The sequence below is a fragment of the Staphylococcus ureilyticus genome, assembly GCF_025558845.1.
GTDB lineage: Bacteria > Bacillota > Bacilli > Staphylococcales > Staphylococcaceae > Staphylococcus > Staphylococcus ureilyticus.
Genome location: NZ_CP094825.1, coordinates 656364 through 672535, shown reverse-complemented (window position 1 = coordinate 672535; position 16172 = coordinate 656364). Strand labels below are relative to the sequence as shown.

At 33.3% G+C, this 16172-nt stretch carries 16 protein-coding genes and 1 pseudogene; 9 read left to right on the top strand and 8 right to left on the bottom strand.

The genetic code is table 11. The annotated features are described in order from the left end of the window. Nucleotides 1–41: 41 nt before the first annotated feature. The 4 genes from MUA21_RS03360 to MUA21_RS03345 all read right to left on the bottom strand — a co-directional run bounded on the left by MUA21_RS03360 (nt 42) and on the right by MUA21_RS03345 (nt 4424). Nucleotides 42–1232: an ornithine--oxo-acid transaminase gene (locus tag MUA21_RS03360; RefSeq protein WP_107526044.1), complete on the bottom strand. Its 1191-nt coding sequence runs from the start codon at nt 1230–1232 to the stop codon at nt 42–44. A gap of 445 nt (nt 1233–1677) precedes the next feature. Further along, the gene (locus MUA21_RS03355) at nt 1678–2811 is read right to left on the bottom strand and encodes an NADH-dependent flavin oxidoreductase (protein ID WP_107526043.1); all 1134 of its coding nucleotides are present in this window, start codon (nt 2809–2811) and stop codon (nt 1678–1680) included. 186 nt (nt 2812–2997) lie between these two features. Then, nucleotides 2998–3399 carry a S1 domain-containing post-transcriptional regulator Ygs gene (gene ygs, locus MUA21_RS03350; protein WP_046208025.1) on the bottom strand — a complete coding sequence of 134 codons (402 nt, stop codon included), beginning with the start codon at nt 3397–3399 and terminating at the stop codon, nt 2998–3000. Nucleotides 3400–3827: 428 nt separating this feature from the next. Beyond that, the gene (locus MUA21_RS03345; RefSeq protein WP_262561866.1) at nt 3828–4424 is read right to left on the bottom strand and encodes a peptidylprolyl isomerase; all 597 of its coding nucleotides are present in this window, start codon (nt 4422–4424) and stop codon (nt 3828–3830) included. Between the two features lie 67 nt (nt 4425–4491). On the opposite strand from MUA21_RS03345, the gene kapB reads away from it, so the two are divergent. The 9 genes from kapB (at nt 4492) to MUA21_RS03300 (ending at nt 12038) form a co-directional block, all read left to right on the top strand. Continuing rightward, nucleotides 4492–4872, top strand: a complete 381-nt coding sequence (gene kapB, locus MUA21_RS03340; RefSeq protein WP_107526041.1) for a sporulation phosphorelay system protein KapB — start codon at nt 4492–4494, stop codon at nt 4870–4872. A gap of 128 nt (nt 4873–5000) precedes the next feature. Beyond that, complete coding sequence (locus tag MUA21_RS03335) at nt 5001–7418, top strand: Na+/H+ antiporter subunit A (RefSeq protein ID WP_107526040.1); 2418 nt, start codon at nt 5001–5003, stop codon at nt 7416–7418. Further along, a complete protein-coding gene (locus MUA21_RS03330) occupies nt 7399–7827 on the top strand; it encodes a Na(+)/H(+) antiporter subunit B (protein WP_080760407.1) in 429 nt (142 codons plus the stop codon). Before MUA21_RS03335 ends, MUA21_RS03330 begins: the two co-directional genes overlap by 20 nt. After that, nucleotides 7827–8174, top strand: a complete 348-nt coding sequence (gene mnhC1, locus MUA21_RS03325; protein WP_040030166.1) for a Na+/H+ antiporter Mnh1 subunit C — start codon at nt 7827–7829, stop codon at nt 8172–8174. The genes MUA21_RS03330 and mnhC1 overlap by 1 nt, the downstream gene beginning before the upstream one ends. Continuing rightward, entirely contained in the window at nt 8161–9657 is a 1497-nt protein-coding gene (locus tag MUA21_RS03320) for a Na+/H+ antiporter subunit D (protein WP_262561861.1), read from the top strand. The genes mnhC1 and MUA21_RS03320 overlap by 14 nt, the downstream gene beginning before the upstream one ends. A gap of 1 nt (nt 9658) precedes the next feature. After that, nucleotides 9659–10138, top strand: a complete 480-nt coding sequence (locus MUA21_RS03315) for a Na+/H+ antiporter subunit E (protein WP_262561859.1) — start codon at nt 9659–9661, stop codon at nt 10136–10138. Beyond that, on the top strand, nt 10138–10431 hold the full coding sequence (locus MUA21_RS03310; protein WP_046208018.1) for a Na(+)/H(+) antiporter subunit F1: 294 nt from the start codon (nt 10138–10140) through the stop codon (nt 10429–10431). The genes MUA21_RS03315 and MUA21_RS03310 overlap by 1 nt, the downstream gene beginning before the upstream one ends. After that, nucleotides 10409–10765, top strand: a complete 357-nt coding sequence (locus MUA21_RS03305; protein ID WP_262561858.1) for a Na+/H+ antiporter subunit G1 — start codon at nt 10409–10411, stop codon at nt 10763–10765. Before MUA21_RS03310 ends, MUA21_RS03305 begins: the two co-directional genes overlap by 23 nt. 127 nt (nt 10766–10892) lie before the next feature. After that, nucleotides 10893–12038: an NAD(P)-binding domain-containing protein gene (locus tag MUA21_RS03300; RefSeq protein ID WP_262561857.1), complete on the top strand. Its 1146-nt coding sequence runs from the start codon at nt 10893–10895 to the stop codon at nt 12036–12038. A gap of 146 nt (nt 12039–12184) precedes the next feature. Here the strand turns inward: MUA21_RS03300 and MUA21_RS03295 are convergent. From MUA21_RS03295 to MUA21_RS03280, 4 genes and pseudogenes are all read right to left on the bottom strand, one after another. Then, a pseudogene (locus MUA21_RS03295) lies at nt 12185–12372 on the bottom strand (transposase); the annotation flags it as partial. Between the two features lie 297 nt (nt 12373–12669). Then, a complete protein-coding gene (locus MUA21_RS03290) occupies nt 12670–13050 on the bottom strand; it encodes a hotdog fold thioesterase (protein WP_192946136.1) in 381 nt (126 codons plus the stop codon). A 29-nt stretch (nt 13051–13079) separates the two neighbouring features. After that, nucleotides 13080–14396: a Na+/H+ antiporter family protein gene (locus MUA21_RS03285; protein WP_262561856.1), complete on the bottom strand. Its 1317-nt coding sequence runs from the start codon at nt 14394–14396 to the stop codon at nt 13080–13082. A gap of 210 nt (nt 14397–14606) precedes the next feature. Further along, entirely contained in the window at nt 14607–16082 is a 1476-nt protein-coding gene (locus tag MUA21_RS03280) for a leucyl aminopeptidase family protein (protein ID WP_262561855.1), read from the bottom strand. Between the last annotated feature and the right edge of the window lie 90 nt (nt 16083–16172).

Sequence of the window (16172 nt, the reverse complement as noted above, 5' to 3'; positions counted from 1 at the left end):
GCTTTTTAAAGGGTTTTCAAAACTTAAGTTACAGAACATTTTTATTTAAAAACATTTCTTACTTTATCCAATGCAAAGTCCAATTCTTCTTTGGAAATAATAAGAGGTGGTGCAAATCTAATTACTGTATCATGTGTTTCTTTACATAATAATCCTTCTTCTTTTAACTTTTCACAGTAAGGTCTAGCATTTTCATTTAGTTCTATACCAATAAATAATCCACGACCACGCACTTCTTTAATCGCTGGGTGATTTATTTTTTCTAATTCTGATTTAAAGTACTCACCTAGCTCTAATGAACGCCCTGCTAAATCTTCATCAACTAATACATCCAACGCTGCAATTGATACAGCACACGCTAATGGATTACCACCAAACGTTGACCCGTGAGAACCGGGTGTAAATACGCCCAACACTTCTTCGTCAGCTAATACAACAGAAATTGGGAATACACCTCCACCTAATGCTTTACCTAAAATATAGACATCTGGTTTTACATTATCCCAATCTGTGGCAAATAACTTTCCTGAACGCCCTAGTCCTGCTTGAATTTCATCAGCAATAAATAATACATTATGCTCATCACATAATTCTCTAATTTCTTTTAAATAACCTTCTGGTGGGACATTGATACCTGCTTCTCCTTGAATAGGTTCAATTAAAATAGCAGCAGTATTTTCATTAATTGCTTCTTTAACAGCATCTATGTTACCAAAATCAACTTTACGGAAACCATCTAATAATGGGCCGTATCCTCGTTGATATTCTGGTTCAGATGACAATGATACTGGCGCCATTGTTCGGCCATGGAAGTTACCATTGAACGCAATAATTTCAGCTTTATCAGGTGCAATACCTTTCACATCATAAGCCCAACGACGTGCTGCTTTTAGTGCTGTTTCAACAGCTTCAGCACCTGTATTCATAGGTAAGGCTTTATCTTTACCGGCTAACTTGCATATTTTTTCATACCATGCCCCTAAGTTATCACTATGAAACGCACGTGATACTAAAGTCACTTTGTCAGCTTGATCTTTTAAAGCCTGAATGATTTTAGGATGTCTGTGACCTTGGTTTACTGCAGAATAAGCAGACAGCATATCCATATATTTATTTCCTTCAGGATCTTTAACCCATACACCTTCTGCCTCTGAAATTACAATTGGAAGTGGCACATAGTTGTGGGCACCGTAATGATTTGTTAATTCAATGATTTCTTCAGATCTTGACATAATATCTCCCCTTTGCATGAATTATATAATAATTTATTGGCATTACTCATTCATAGCATAACGTATTTATTCACTTACGAAAACTATTTTCCGAAAATACTATAAAATCATCGATTCAGAACTTACATTACAACTTTTAAACGTTAAATTTAGAATATAACCGTCAAAATGTAAGCCTTTACATTAATATAATGACACATTCTCGACTGTTTACACAAGCCAATTTTTATAAATTTAAAAATTCTTCTTGATTTAAATCCAGATTACAAGATTTATGCTAATTCTAGTGTTCTTAATTTAAAATTTTATACAAACAAAAAACGTCAATTTCTATAATTTTTTCAATAGAAATTGACGTTTTTTTGCTAGTAAAATATTTATAACTTGTGCTCACTTTGGCAGTTAGATAGGGTTAATAAAGTTAGTATTTACGCATTCAAAACTTTTATTTATTATCAGTTCTAGGCAATGGATAAAAACCTTTATTAAATTGTTCCCATAATTTTGGTGGCAAGTGATGTTTATCTGCTCTTTGCGGATCAAATTGAGATAGAATTTCATCTTCTTTGCCATCTTTAATTTTACTTACAAAATTATGATCTAACAAGATTTCACGTCCTAGTGCGACTAGTTCTACACCAGTTGACTCAATTGCTTCAATAGCTTGTTCAGCTGTGAAAATAGATCCTATACCTATGAGTGGCATACGTCCATTCATCCACTCTAAAATAAGTTTAATACGCTCTTTGCCTTTGTATTGACCTTCACGCGTTTGTGAGTGAATATCCATTAACGATACATGTAAATAATCTAAAGGTTTTTCTACTAATAATTCAATCAACTCTTTAGTAATTTCCATGCTTATACCTGGAGATTCAGCTTCTTCAGGAGAAAATCTATAGCCAACGATAAAATCTTTACTTCCGTATTTCTTAACAGTATCTGTCACTTCATCTACCACGCTTGTAGCAAATTTATAACGGTCTTGTCCCCACTCATCATTACGACGATTATAATATGGAGATACAAATTGATGGATTAAGTAATGGTTTGCACCGTGAATTTCAACACCATCGAATCCAGCTTCAATGACTCTTCTAGTTGCTTCACCGAAAGCTTTTATTGTTGATTCAATTTCCTCTTTTGTAATTTCACGTGCATCATGTGCTTCTTGTTCACCAAAACTCTTTAATGATATCGGGCTTGGCGCCGCAACATCCCCATTAGGTGTTAAATTAGGTAAAGATTGCGCGCCACCATGATGTATTTGAACAACCGCTTTTGCACCATTTTTTTTCATAGCTTTTGCCAAACGCTTTAGACCTTCTAAATTAGAATCATGCGCTACTGAAGGTTGTCCAGGAAAAGCTTTACCTAAATCTGTTACATTGCTTGCAGCTGAAATTGCTAGACCAACATCTTTTGAACGCTGTTCCATATACACAACCTCTTCATTAGAAATTGTGCCATCGTCATTAGATGAAACATGTGTTAAAGGTGCTAGTACAAATCGATTGTCTAAAACAACTTGATTTGGTAATTTTAATTTTTCAAATAACGGTTGAAATTTTTTATCCATTAAATTAAATCCTCCTAAAATACAAAATACTTAAATGTCATTACATAATCACTTTAAGTGTTTCTAATTCTAACTTCCTTAGTTTTAAATATAAAATTATATGCTCACGCATATAATTTTATATTGCTACTCTTCCAATAAATTTTAGCTTATAAATAAAAAACACTAACATCTTAAAATAAAATGTTAGTGTTTTTTAAAAGATGACTGTTCATCTTTTATCGCGTTTTTGGACTGTTTAATCCAAACCGGTAAGCGTTCTTTAATTGTTTGAAACCCATATTTCTCGGTTTCTTTAATTTCATCTAATACTGATTGCTTTTCTTTTTTACGCTCATAATTTTTAAAATAGTCGTTATCTTTTAAAGAAAGATTTAACTTTCCTTCTTTATCAATTGAAATGACTTTTGCTTTTACAATTTGTCCTTCCGATAAAAACTTTTTTAAATTATGGACGTAATCATCCATAATTTCAGAAATATGGATTAATCCTTCAGTATTGTCAGGGGTTTCTACAAAAGCGCCATACGGTTGAATACCAGTCACACGAACTTTGATATGTTGACCTACTTTATAGTGATTATTCAACGTGATAACCCCTTAATTCGTTTTACTTAACATGTTCATAATAGCATAAATCATTCAATGGTACTAATATTACCTAGAAAAATTTCACGATTTATCAAAAATCAAGTTACACAACCACGGATTGAATTTCACTTATATCTCACTATACAAAGGCTTTTAATCCATTCCCAAGAACTGTTACTTGCATCAATGCTTTCAAAATAAAAATTCTTAAGTTTTTGCCTATAATGGTATTTAATTGAATATATTACACTATCACGTTCCCACAGAGATAACTAAAACTGTCAAAATAAAATAAGAGGCTGAAACAATGAATTTGTCTCAACCTCTTAAACATTTTTTATTTTTAATATAACAGGTATTTAAAAACAATTTAAAAATGGTTAAATCCTTGCTAGAGTTCACCATCTTTCAAACTTTATTTTACCTTATTTTTCAATAATATCTATTGAATCAATCGTGATATCATGTAAAGGTTTATCCTGTGGCCCTACCTTAGTAGCCGCAATATCTTCTAATGTAGAATCACCTTCTAATAATTGACCAAAAACAGTATGCTTTTGATCCAACCAAGGTGTACCACCCTTTTCACCATAAGCTTTCACAATCGGTTCTGGCCAACCACCATCTACGAGTTGGCTAAGCATAGATTCTGGTACTTCTTTCATTTGAACAATAAAGAATTGTGAACCGTTCGTATTCGGTCCAGAATTTGCCATCGATAAAGCACCATATAAGTTGAATGCTTCTAGTGAAAACTCATCTTCAAACGGACCTCCATAAATACTTTCACCGCCCATACCAGTTGCTGTTGGGTCGCCTCCTTGTACCATGAAGTCATTGATTACTCGATGAAAAGAAATGCCATCATAATAGCCATTTTTTGCATGTGTAACAAAGTTTTCTACAGTTTTAGGCGCAATATCAGGCAATAATTTGAAAGTCATATCACCCTTATTTGTATGCATAACCATTTTTATTTCATTTTCGTTTACTTTTGAATTTAACTGAGGATAGTTCGACATTTTTATTCTCCATTTCATGTTAAGATGATATATGTATTCTAACATAAAATGAGGAGTGTATTGAATTATGTTATATCGTTTTGCACATAAAACTGGAAGTTATGGTGTATCTATTATAGAAGAAGATGGCAATCAAGTACTTGTTCAAATTGAACAGGTCATTAAACATCCAAAACAAGGAGACTTACATCACCCAAACGAAACGAACAATGTCTTTTTTCACGAACGCAAAGCTTTAAGTCAATTTGAAAAGCGCTATACTTCAAAATCCAAACTTAGACCTTTTAATGTAGAAGAACTGGATTATATACAATCTTTACAATTTGCCATTACGAATTTAGAAAACAAATTAAAAGAAGAAAATACCGAATTTGCACAATGCTCACGTGCTAATTTAGCACAATTAAAAAAAGATTATTCAATTCAATACAAACAAAATTTTGAATAAAAATACCGTGTTTCTTCTTATTTAAAACAAACTTAAAATTAAAGCTCCACAAGGGTTAGCGTGGTTTTTCAGAATAGTCTTATTCATGTATAATGACCTTATACTATTTTTAAAAGGAGGATAAAATAATGAGTTTGATACATATAGCGGTGTTATTACCGTTAATATTTGCACTCATTATTCCAATTGTATATCGCGTACATAAGCGGATACATTTAGGATGGTTTGTGTTACCTATCCCCGTCGTCTTATTTATATATTTTATATCAATCATTTCGACAACAATGTCAGGTGAAAACGTAGTACATAAAGCAAATTGGATGCCTCATTTTGGCATGAATTTCGATTTATACGTTGATGGCTTAGGCTTATTATTCAGTTTATTAATAACTGGTATCGGAAGCTTGGTTGTATTATATTCCATTAGTTATTTAAGTCGACAAGAGCAATTGGGTCATTTTTATTGTTACCTTTTGCTTTTTATGGGTGCCATGTTAGGGGTCGTATTATCAGATAATATCATTATCTTATATCTGTTTTGGGAGCTAACTTCATTTTCAAGTTTTCTACTCATTTCATTTTGGAGAACAAAACAAGCATCTATTTATGGTGCACAAAAATCAATGCTCATAACTGTTTTGGGCGGTCTTTCTCTGCTAGGTGGCCTTATTTTACTATCACTTGCAGGTAATTCTACCAGTATTCAAACGCTCATCAATCATGCGTCTGAAATTCAGACAAGCCCTTACTTTATATTGTCTATGATTTTTGTAATCATTGGAGCGATGACTAAATCAGCTCAGTTTCCATTTTACGTTTGGTTACCGGATGCTATGGAAGCACCGACACCCGTTAGTGCTTACTTGCATTCTGCAACGATGGTTAAAGCTGGTCTTTACTTAGTTGCTCGTATGACACCAATATTCGCACTTTCTCAAGGTTGGATTTGGACGATTACTGCAGTCGGCTTAATCACGCTGTTCTGGGCATCTTTGAATGCCACAAAACAACAAGATTTAAAAGGCATTTTAGCTTTTTCAACTGTCTCACAATTAGGCATGATTATGTCAATGTTAGGTATCGGGGCAGTAAGTTATCATTTCGAAGGTGCAGATAGTCAAATTTATGTTGCTGCGTTTACAGCGGCTGTGTTTCACCTTATAAATCACGCTACATTTAAAGGTGCATTATTTATGGTAACTGGTGCTGTTGATCACAGTACAGGAACACGTGATGTCAATAAATTGGGTGGCTTAGTAACAATCATGCCAATTTCTTTTACGATTACATTAATTACATCATTGAGTATGGCGGGTATTCCACCGTTTAATGGTTTCTTATCTAAAGAGAAATTTCTTGAAAGTATGATTGAAGTTACACATGCTAATATCTTCAGTTTAAATAGTATTGGCATACTCATACCTATCGTAGCCATTTTGGGTAGCGTATTCACTTTTGTTTATGCAGTTAGATTTATTGGTCAAATTTTCTTAGGTAGTTATAAACCAGATAATTTACCAAAATCAGCTCATGAAGTTTCAAAATTAATGCTAATCTCTCCAGGTATTTTAGCACTACTCGTCATTGTTTTTGGGTTCTTCCCTTCAATATTGACAGGTACGATTATTGAACCAGCTGTCAACGCCATCAGTAATAATACAAATGCAACAGCTGAGTTTCATATGTTCCATGGATTTACACCAGCCTTTTTCTCCACATTGGGCATTTATGTAGCTGGTATATTGTTAATATTTAGCTTTGGTTATTGGATTAGTTTATTAAAAGCACAACCTACAAAACTAACAATCAATTATTGGTATGATAAAGTTGGAACGGTATTCCCAGGCTATTCTAGTCAATTTACCAACACTTATGTTACTGGATTTACACGTAATAACTTATTAATCATTTTTGCGTCTTTAATCGTAATTACACTTGTGACGTTATTAGTAACACCATTCAGTGTTAACTTTAAAGATGTTAGTGAAATCAGACCATTCGAATTGATCATCGTAGTCATTATTATTACGGCAGCTTCAATGATTATTTTTGCTCGCTCACGTCTATTCAGTATTATCATGGCAAGTGCAGTAGGTTATGCAGTAGCAATCTTCTTTATTTTCTTTGGTGCGCCAGACTTAGCGCTGACGCAATTTGTTGTAGAATCTATATCTACTGCATTGTTCTTATTATGTTTCTATCACTTACCAAATCTAAATCGACATAACGAGTCCACTTCATATAAGTGGCTGAATATTTTGATTGCCATCGGTGCTGGTACTGTTGTAACAGTATTAGGTTTAATCACATACGGAAATAGACACTTTGGCTCAATTGGAGAATTTTATAAAGCGCATGTATATGATTTAGCTCATGGTACAAACATGGTCAACGTTATCCTAGTTGATTTCCGTGGTACGGATACTTTATTCGAATCTTCAGTATTAGGTATTGCTGGATTAGGTGTTTACACAATGATTAAACTTCGTTATAAAAATAAACCAAATGATGAAGGAGGAACTCACATTGAAAAGACAGAAAAATAATTTAATATTCCAATACTCTGCCATTGTGATTTTCTTCTTAATCGTTATGTTTGGTTTACACCTATTTCTAACAGGACATTATACACCTGGTGGCGGTTTCGTCGGTGGCTTACTACTATCAAGTTCACTTGTGATTGTAGCTGTTGCTTATGATATTAAAACGATGCGTAAAATATACCCATGGGACTTCAAAAAACTCATTGGTATCGGGTTGTTCTTTTGTTTAGCTACACCGATGGCGAGTTGGCTATACAATAAAAACTTCTTTACGCATACACCTTTTGAAATTCCATTAGGTATTTTAAAACCTATAGAAATGCACACTGCCACATTTTTTGATTTAGGTGTTTTATGTGCGGTGGTTGGCACAATAATGACTATAATATTAGCGATTGGAGAGAATGAGTAATGGAAATAGTGATGATTTTTGTTTGTGGTATTCTCACTGCAATGAGCGTCTATCTCATTCTTTCTAAAAGTTTGATACGCATCATTATTGGGACTACATTACAAACACATACAGCTAATTTATTTTTAATAACGATGGGTGGTCTTAAAAAAGGTGAAGTCCCTATTTATGAAAAAGGGTTTACTTCATATGTGGATCCAATTCCACAAGCACTCATATTAACAGCAATTGTAATTTCATTTTCAGTAACAGCCTTTTTCTTAGTATTGGCTTTTAGAAGCTATAAAGAACTAGGTACAGACAACGTAGAAAGCATGAAAGGGGTGCTAGATAATGATAGAGAGTAATCTTATTATTTCATTACTTGTCATACCAATGTTAACAATTATTGCATTAATTTTTATTGGTAAACGCCCTAAAATTAAACGCTACGTTGCATTAACAGGTACTGCAGTTACATTAATTTTTGCTTTTATAAATCTAAAGAATGTTCTCAGAGATGGACCTATAAAACTCGAGCTTGGTTCATGGGATGCACCGTATAGTATTGTTTTTGTTACAGATATTTTTAGTATCTTACTTGTGATTACAAGTTTAATTGTAACAATGTTGATTATCTTATATTCATATCAATCAGTAGGTATCGAACGTGAAACATATTATTATTATTTTGCCATAATGTTTATGCTCACAGGTGTTATAGGCTCATTTATAACTGGTGATATTTTCAACCTTTTCGTATTCTTTGAAGTATTTTTAATGGCATCTTATATTTTATTAGTTATTGGTGGCACACAAGTTCAATTGAGTGAAACGATAAAATATGTGCTTGTGAATGTGACATCTTCTGCTTTCTTTGTTATAGCCGTTGCAATGCTTTATTCTGTCGTCGGTACATTGAATTTAGCAGATATCAGTGAAAAATTAAGCCAACTATCAACACAAGACAAAGGAATTATCAGTATTATATTTATTATGTTCATCTTTGTTTTTGCTACAAAAGCTGGTGTGTTTCCAATGTATATCTGGCTACCAGGTGCTTATTATGCGCCACCTATAGCAATTATCGCTTTCTTTGGTGCATTATTAACAAAAGTTGGGGTTTACGCAATAGCTAGAACAGCAAGCCTTTTCTTTGGCGATTCCTCTAATTTTTCGCTGTACACCATTCTATTCTTAGCCTTACTTACAATTATTTTTGGTTGTGTGGGTGCAGTAAGCTACTTTGATACTAAAAAAATTATCATTTATAATATTATGATTGCTGTTGGTGTCATTTTAGTAGGCGTAGCAATGATGAATCAGGCTGGCATGATGGGCGCAATTTATTATACTTTACACGATATGTTGATAAAAACTGCACTATTTTTCTTAATTGGTGTGATGTATAAAATCACCAAAACACACGATTTACGCAAATATGGTGGCTTAATCAAACATTATCCTGTATTAGGTTGGTCTTTCTTTATCGCTGCTTTAAGTTTAGCTGGTATTCCGCCGTTAAGTGGTTTTTATGGTAAATACTATATCGTTCAAGCTACTTTCGAAAAAGGATTTTATTTAAGCGGTATAATCATATTACTATCTAGTTTAGTCGTACTTTACTCTGTTATTCGTATTTTCTTAAAAGGATTCTTCGGTGAATCTGAAGGTTATGAAGTCAATCCTAAACTGCAGTACAAAGGTATCTTAACAGTAGCTATCATTGCAGTTGCCATATCAGTAATATTTGGCCTATCCGCTGACTTTTTACAACCAATCATAAAAGATGCTGCTGAAACATTCTATAATCCTAGTGTATATATAGACAGCGTATTGGGGGGTAAATAGTATGGCAATTCAAATATTAGTAAATTTAATTTTATCTGTGTTTTGGCTATTCGTTACCGGCAGTTATACATTTAATAATTTCCTTTTAGGTTATATCTTTGGTCTTTTGTTAGTATTCCTAATGCGCGGTGTCTTACCCGGTAGATTTTATATTATTACTATTTATAAAATTATTAAATTATTTATCGTCTTTTTAGTAGAATTGATTAAAGCAAATATTGATGTTATTAGAATCGTAACTAAGCCTAAAATCAACAACGAACCCGCCTTTTTTACTTATCCGACCGATTTAAAAAAAGATTGGCAAATTGTGTTGTTATCAAATTTGATTACACTGACACCAGGCACAATTGTTCTAGGCATTAGTGATGATTGCACAAAAATATACATTCACAGTATTGATTTTAGTACTAAGGAAGAAGAAATAGAAAGTATTAAATCATCACTTGAAAAAGTGGTAAGAGAGGTAGGCGAATATTAATGAACTACAACGTAATATTAATCGTGGCATTAGTTATCGTAACATTGTCTATGTTTGGTATGCTTGTTCGTGTCATTATCGGCCCTTCTCTTGCGGATAGGGTTGTGGCACTCGACGCAATGGGTATCCAACTAATGGCGATTGTAGCACTATTTAGTATTTTCTTAGGTACTAAATATATGATGGTTGCTATTTTGTTAATTGGTATTTTAGCATTTTTAGGAACCGCAGTGTTTGCAAAATATATGGATAAAGGTAAGGTGATTGAACATGATAACAACGATCATCATTAGCATAGCGCTTATCTTAGTTATCCTCGGCTCACTCATAAGTGCACTAGCTGCGATTGGCCTCTTGCGTTTAGATGACGTATATGCGCGCGCACATGCTGCTGGTAAAGCCGCTACATTGGGAGCAATGTTACTTATAAGTGGTGTTTTCTTATATTTCATCGGGCGTGAAGGTTACGTAAATATGCAATTACTTATTGGAATATTATTTATTCTGATAACAGGTCCACTAGCAAGTCACCTTATTATTAAATCCGCATATAATTTGAGAACACCCGCTTCCAAAAGAACAAAACGTGATGATACACAAAAAGACCTAAAAGATACAAAATTGTAAAGTCATTAACTTACGCATTCCAATTAACTGGGATGCGTTTTTTATTTTATAAAATTAATGATTGCTAAATTCGGTGTGTGATGATATATTAAATCGTAATTATTACGTTTTAAAAGGAGCTGAAAATATGTCTACTTGGACCATAATCGGTGGCGGTATCCAAGCAATTACAATCGCAATAAAATTAAAATCCATAGGTATCAAAGACCACGAACTAACAATTATTGATCCACATCAAAGTTTATGCGAGCAATTCGAGGATTATACTCAACGCATTCAAATGCCTTATTTACGTTCGCCGTGTGTCCACCATATACATCCTAATCCCTTTCATTTAAATCAATTTGCTAAATGTCATCAATATATTAATGCCAGTTATGGACCGTATAAAAGACCAAATCGAGCGTTATTTATAGACCATATTCACCATCTATTACATAAATTCAATTTGAACAAGAACCATATTGTCGGTTTTGCTAATAAAATCAGCTTCAACCAAAAACAATGGCATGTACAATTATCACAACACAATTGGATTACATCAGATTACTTGGTGATTGCAACAGGTTGTAATCACGTACCCTATATTCCACATAACTTTAAACATACACCAGATGTATATCATATTTTTGATTCACGATTAAATTTACATAAACAAACTTCTCATGTCGTCGGAAGTGGGATTTCTGCAGCACATGTCACTTTAAAATTACTACAACATCAACCGCAATCAGTCATTCATCTTTGGACAAATAAAGTTATTGACGTACATGACTTCGACGCAGATCCAGGTTGGTTAGGTCCCAAAAAAATGTCAAACTTTAGTGCATTAACTGACTCTAAAACCAAACTGAAAATCATTCAAAAAGAGCGCCATAAAGGTTCTATGCCTAAAGAATTAGCATTGAGGCTCAAAAAACACATAAAGCAAGGTAAATTAATAATGCATATCAATGAATTAAAAGATATACATCATCATCATATTTGTACAGAACAATATTGTATGTTCTATGATAGCGTAGTATTAGCCACAGGTTTCGAAGATACACTAATGCAACAACCAATTATCAAGCAGCTCGTTAAAAATTTTAATGCACCTGTGTCAGACGCGGGACTGCCTTCTATTTCATCTCATTTAGAATGGTTACCGAATTTATTCGTCACAGGTGGTCTAGCAGATTTAGAACTCGGTCCCTTTGCTCGCAACATCATGGGTGGCCGTGAAGCAGCAGCAAAAATTGCAACTGCTGTATTATCAAAAAAACCGTATTGAACATAAGATATATTTAACAACAAATAAACATATTCAAAAGAATCTGGGACATAAAGTGCTTGGACATGTGAAAAAGCCAATTTCAATTGAAATAATAATTAACTCATTGAGTTGCTACTTTGCTCATATTAAATACCATTAAGACCAAGAAATAAAGATACTAATAAGACATCTACTTTAAGATTTACTTTAAAACGATTCATTGTTTTATAAAAAGGTGTTTGATTTTGTGAGAGCTACATCATTCAGATACGATTATTAAGCATTTTTTCTATTTTACGATCAGTGTATACAGATTGGTGTATGCATGTAGAATAATTATTAACATCATTTTGATTAATATAAGACCTTGTTTTTAAAGTATTTTAATGTGAAATGACATATGAATACATTGTATTTTGGCGTGTCGATTGAGGAAACAAGACAATCTGAAGCTGTCTCCTAAGAAAGCGAGCCAACCATACGAAATATTGAATAACAAAGAAGCACGCAGATGCATTAATTAAATCATCTGCGTGCTATTTTTCTAGGTTTTTATCCCAAGCTCATATATAGTTTACATGTAATAATAATTATCTTGAATACATGCTAATCATTAAAATAAAAATCACTAATCTAATACTTTAATTGCTCATTGCCGTTTACGTGGTTTAATAGCAACGGTTCCTCTCATTACACAAATCAATCTATCATTTTGGTCTCTGATATCTATGTTCCAAACTTGAGTCGTACTACCTTCATGTATGATTGTAGCAGTCGCAAATATTGTCCCTTCAGTTGTCGAACCTATATGATTCGCATTCATTTCTAAACCTAGGGGAATATAATGCTCTGTGTCAATGATTTCAGCAGCCCCCATAGAGCATGCTGTTTCTCCGAGCGCTAAACTCGCCCCTCCATGTAAATAGCCAAAGGGTTGTTTCACTTCATCTGTTACTGGCATGGACATAACCATAAGTCCATGTTCTTGCCGTTCTACCTTTATCTTTAAAGCATCAAGCATATTTGCCATTTAAGACACCTCTTTTTTTATTCTTAGATTTATAATATCATAGCCGCTATTGTTCCAAAAATAATTAGAGGAATGTTATAGAAAACAAAGTTTGGAATACATGTATCACGAATATGATCATGTTGACCATCAACATCTAAACCTGCCGTAGGTCCTAATGTTGAATCACTTGCAGGTGATCCTGAATCACCTAATGCACTTGCTGTTCCTATCAACGCAATCAATGCCATAGTACTTAATCCTAAAGATTCACCTAATGGCACAAATAACGTTGCAATAATAGGTATTGTAGCAAATGATGAACCGATACCTAATGTTACGACCAAACCAATAATGTACATGACAATAATACTAAATAATTTATTCTCACCAATAACATCGCTAAGCCCACTTACTAAATTACCGATATCTCCTGTTTCATTCATTACACCTGCAAATCCATTTGCCGATAAGATTACGACACCTATAAATGACATAATTTTAATACCATCTACAAATTTTTGGTCTAACTCAGTCCACTTGTATGCACGTGAGATGAAGAATACAAGCACGCCAGCTAAAGCCCCAAATATCATAGAATCAGTGAACATTTGTACTAAAAACGTAGCAATAATAGAAATAATGGTTACTATGAGGACATATGGTCTAATTTCAATTTCACTCATATCTTTAATATCTTTATGTTCAGAATATTTTCTAGGTTTTCTATAATAATAAATACCTGCAATTAAGCCAACAATATAGCCTAATGAAGGAATCAACATCGCTTTCCAAATCATGCCCATTTCAATTGGATGATCTGCTTTAGAAAATCCGCTTTGAATGATTTGATGGAAAATCTGACCGAAACCATATGGCAATAATACGTATGGCCAACATAAACCAAAGCCAATGATAATTGCAATTTGTCTTCTATCTATATTAAGTTCATTGAACAAACTTATTAATGGTGGTATCACAATTGGGATAAATGCAATATGTACAGGTATTAAGTTTTGGCTCATTACACTCATAATTAAGAGTGCACCGATAATAACCACTTTAACTTTAATACGTGACATTTTACTGTTTTCTGCGTGAATAGCATTGATAATTTTATTTACTAAATAGTCAGTAATACCACTATAAGAAATCAACGCAGCAAAACCGCCTAGTAAAGCATAGCTCAATGCCACTTCTGCGCCATCAACAATATTTTTACCAAATACAGATACAATGTCTGTGACGCTCATACCTGCGATTAAGCCACCAACTAGTGCACTGATAAATAAGCTTATAACAACATTTAATCTACATAAACAGAGTACAATCATCAGTACCACTGCTATAACAACTGCATTTATCACAAAAGCACAACTCCTTTATTACGTTATCGAACTAAAGTATCACGAGATTTATAATAACAATTGCTTATCAAATTGTCAATCCTTTCTTTATATTTAGATGAAACATGAATCATTAACCTGCCAACCTTGTGATATAAGTTTAAAAAAACTTCAAGTTAATCTACTAAAATTAACTTGAAGTTTTTGTTTTTAATGATAATATTGTTACACCTATAGTACGCGTAACCATTGTACAATTGTTGATATTAGATAACCTGTAGGTCCTACAGGCCCTTTATAACTTGATTTATTCGTAGTAGCAGGCCCTGCGATATCAAAATGTAAGTGTGGTGTATTACTTGCAAAGTGATTGATAAATGTTGCTGCAAACAATGCTTTACCTTGACCATTAGTATGGTTAACTAAATCAGCCACTTCACTTTTTCTTATCAGTGCTTGTTCTGTGTCAGTAATCGGTAATTCAAAGACTTTTTCATCCATCATTTGTGCTTGTTGTAGAATAGATTTTAACGTAGTGTCAGCATTTTGATTAAAAACAGCAGCTTTATCTTCACCTAACGCAGCTACAGCAGCGCCAGTTAACGTTGCAAAATCTAATATTATGCTTGGCTGAAATTGATTTGCATAAAATACAGCGTCACCTAAAACAAGGCGCCCCTCTGCATCAGTATTTAATACCTCTACTGATTCTCCGCTAAGTGCTGTGTAAACATCATCTGGTTTCATTGCTTCGTCATTCACCATATTTTCGGCAGCGGCAATAATTCCAACAATATTTAGTGGCAGTGCTAATTGACGAGCAGCTTCAATCATTCCTATTACATTTGCTGAGCCACACATATCAAATTTCATGGTCTGCATACCTGTTTTTGATTTGATTGAATAGCCACCTGAATCATACGTAATGCCTTTACCAACGAGTGCAATAGGATTTTCTCCTGGTTTTCCACCATTATAAGTCAACGTTATTACGCGTGGACCATTTTTAGAACCTTTACCAACTGCATGAATTAACCCAAAACCTTCTTTTTGTAAAGTTTTATTATCTTTGATATCAACTGATACGCTAGTGTCATTAAATTGATTTTGTATCAATTCTGCATAATAAGCTGGTGTCAATATGTTAGGTGGTATATTACTATAATCACGTGCTAAATTAACAGCAGTTGCAATAGCCTCTCCTCGTTCAATAAACTCGACAATGTGATCTTCTTCTGTGTGAATCTCTATTGTTAATTGATAAGGCGCTGATTTATTAGTTTTATAACCATCAAAATGATAGATAGATTGTTTACTTTGTTTACCAAGAATTTCTGCTATTAATTCCGTTTCTACTTTTTGAGATTTAAACGTGTTAAACAACAATGATGCTTTAGTTATCCTTTTTCTATTTAAGGTTTGAAATAAATTTCCGAAGATTTTTAAATAATCATTATATCCTAATGTTTTAGTATTTCCTAAGCCCACAGTAATCAGTTTATGTGCCTTCTCATCTACTTTAAAAAATGTACTCGAAATCGCTCCAACATTGGTGCTGAAAATATGATGTTCTTTTAAAGGGGATAATAAGTCTTTTATGTCATTTCCAGCAATTCGTATCGACTCTAATTGATTTAAATGTTCAGGCACACCAACAATAATTGTTTCTTGTTCAATCTTAGAAGTGTTATTTATAACTGTTTTCATCAAACATCCCTCATTTCAATTTATTCTGTCACATTGTATCATTTTAATGTCGGATCATTATAAAAAATGATAGATTATATCATACTATAT

Excerpts from the sequence above, each read along its gene's own strand:
- MUA21_RS03360 (WP_107526044.1), bottom strand. The coding sequence starts at position 1,232 with ATGTCAAGATCTGAAGAAATCATTGAATTAACAAATCATTACGGTGCC.
- MUA21_RS03355 (WP_107526043.1), bottom strand. The coding sequence starts at position 2,811 with ATGGATAAAAAATTTCAACCGTTATTTGAAAAATTAAAATTACCAAAT.
- MUA21_RS03345 (WP_262561866.1), bottom strand. The coding sequence starts at position 4,424 with ATGTCGAACTATCCTCAGTTAAATTCAAAAGTAAACGAAAATGAAATA.
- kapB (WP_107526041.1), top strand. The coding sequence starts at position 4,492 with ATGTTATATCGTTTTGCACATAAAACTGGAAGTTATGGTGTATCTATT.
- MUA21_RS03335 (WP_107526040.1), top strand. The coding sequence starts at position 5,001 with ATGAGTTTGATACATATAGCGGTGTTATTACCGTTAATATTTGCACTC.
- mnhC1 (WP_040030166.1), top strand. The coding sequence starts at position 7,827 with ATGGAAATAGTGATGATTTTTGTTTGTGGTATTCTCACTGCAATGAGC.
- MUA21_RS03320 (WP_262561861.1), top strand. The coding sequence starts at position 8,161 with ATGATAGAGAGTAATCTTATTATTTCATTACTTGTCATACCAATGTTA.
- MUA21_RS03315 (WP_262561859.1), top strand. The coding sequence starts at position 9,659 with ATGGCAATTCAAATATTAGTAAATTTAATTTTATCTGTGTTTTGGCTA.
- MUA21_RS03310 (WP_046208018.1), top strand. The coding sequence starts at position 10,138 with ATGAACTACAACGTAATATTAATCGTGGCATTAGTTATCGTAACATTG.
- MUA21_RS03305 (WP_262561858.1), top strand. The coding sequence starts at position 10,409 with ATGATAACAACGATCATCATTAGCATAGCGCTTATCTTAGTTATCCTC.
- MUA21_RS03300 (WP_262561857.1), top strand. The coding sequence starts at position 10,893 with ATGTCTACTTGGACCATAATCGGTGGCGGTATCCAAGCAATTACAATC.
- MUA21_RS03290 (WP_192946136.1), bottom strand. The coding sequence starts at position 13,050 with ATGGCAAATATGCTTGATGCTTTAAAGATAAAGGTAGAACGGCAAGAA.
- MUA21_RS03280 (WP_262561855.1), bottom strand. The coding sequence starts at position 16,082 with ATGAAAACAGTTATAAATAACACTTCTAAGATTGAACAAGAAACAATT.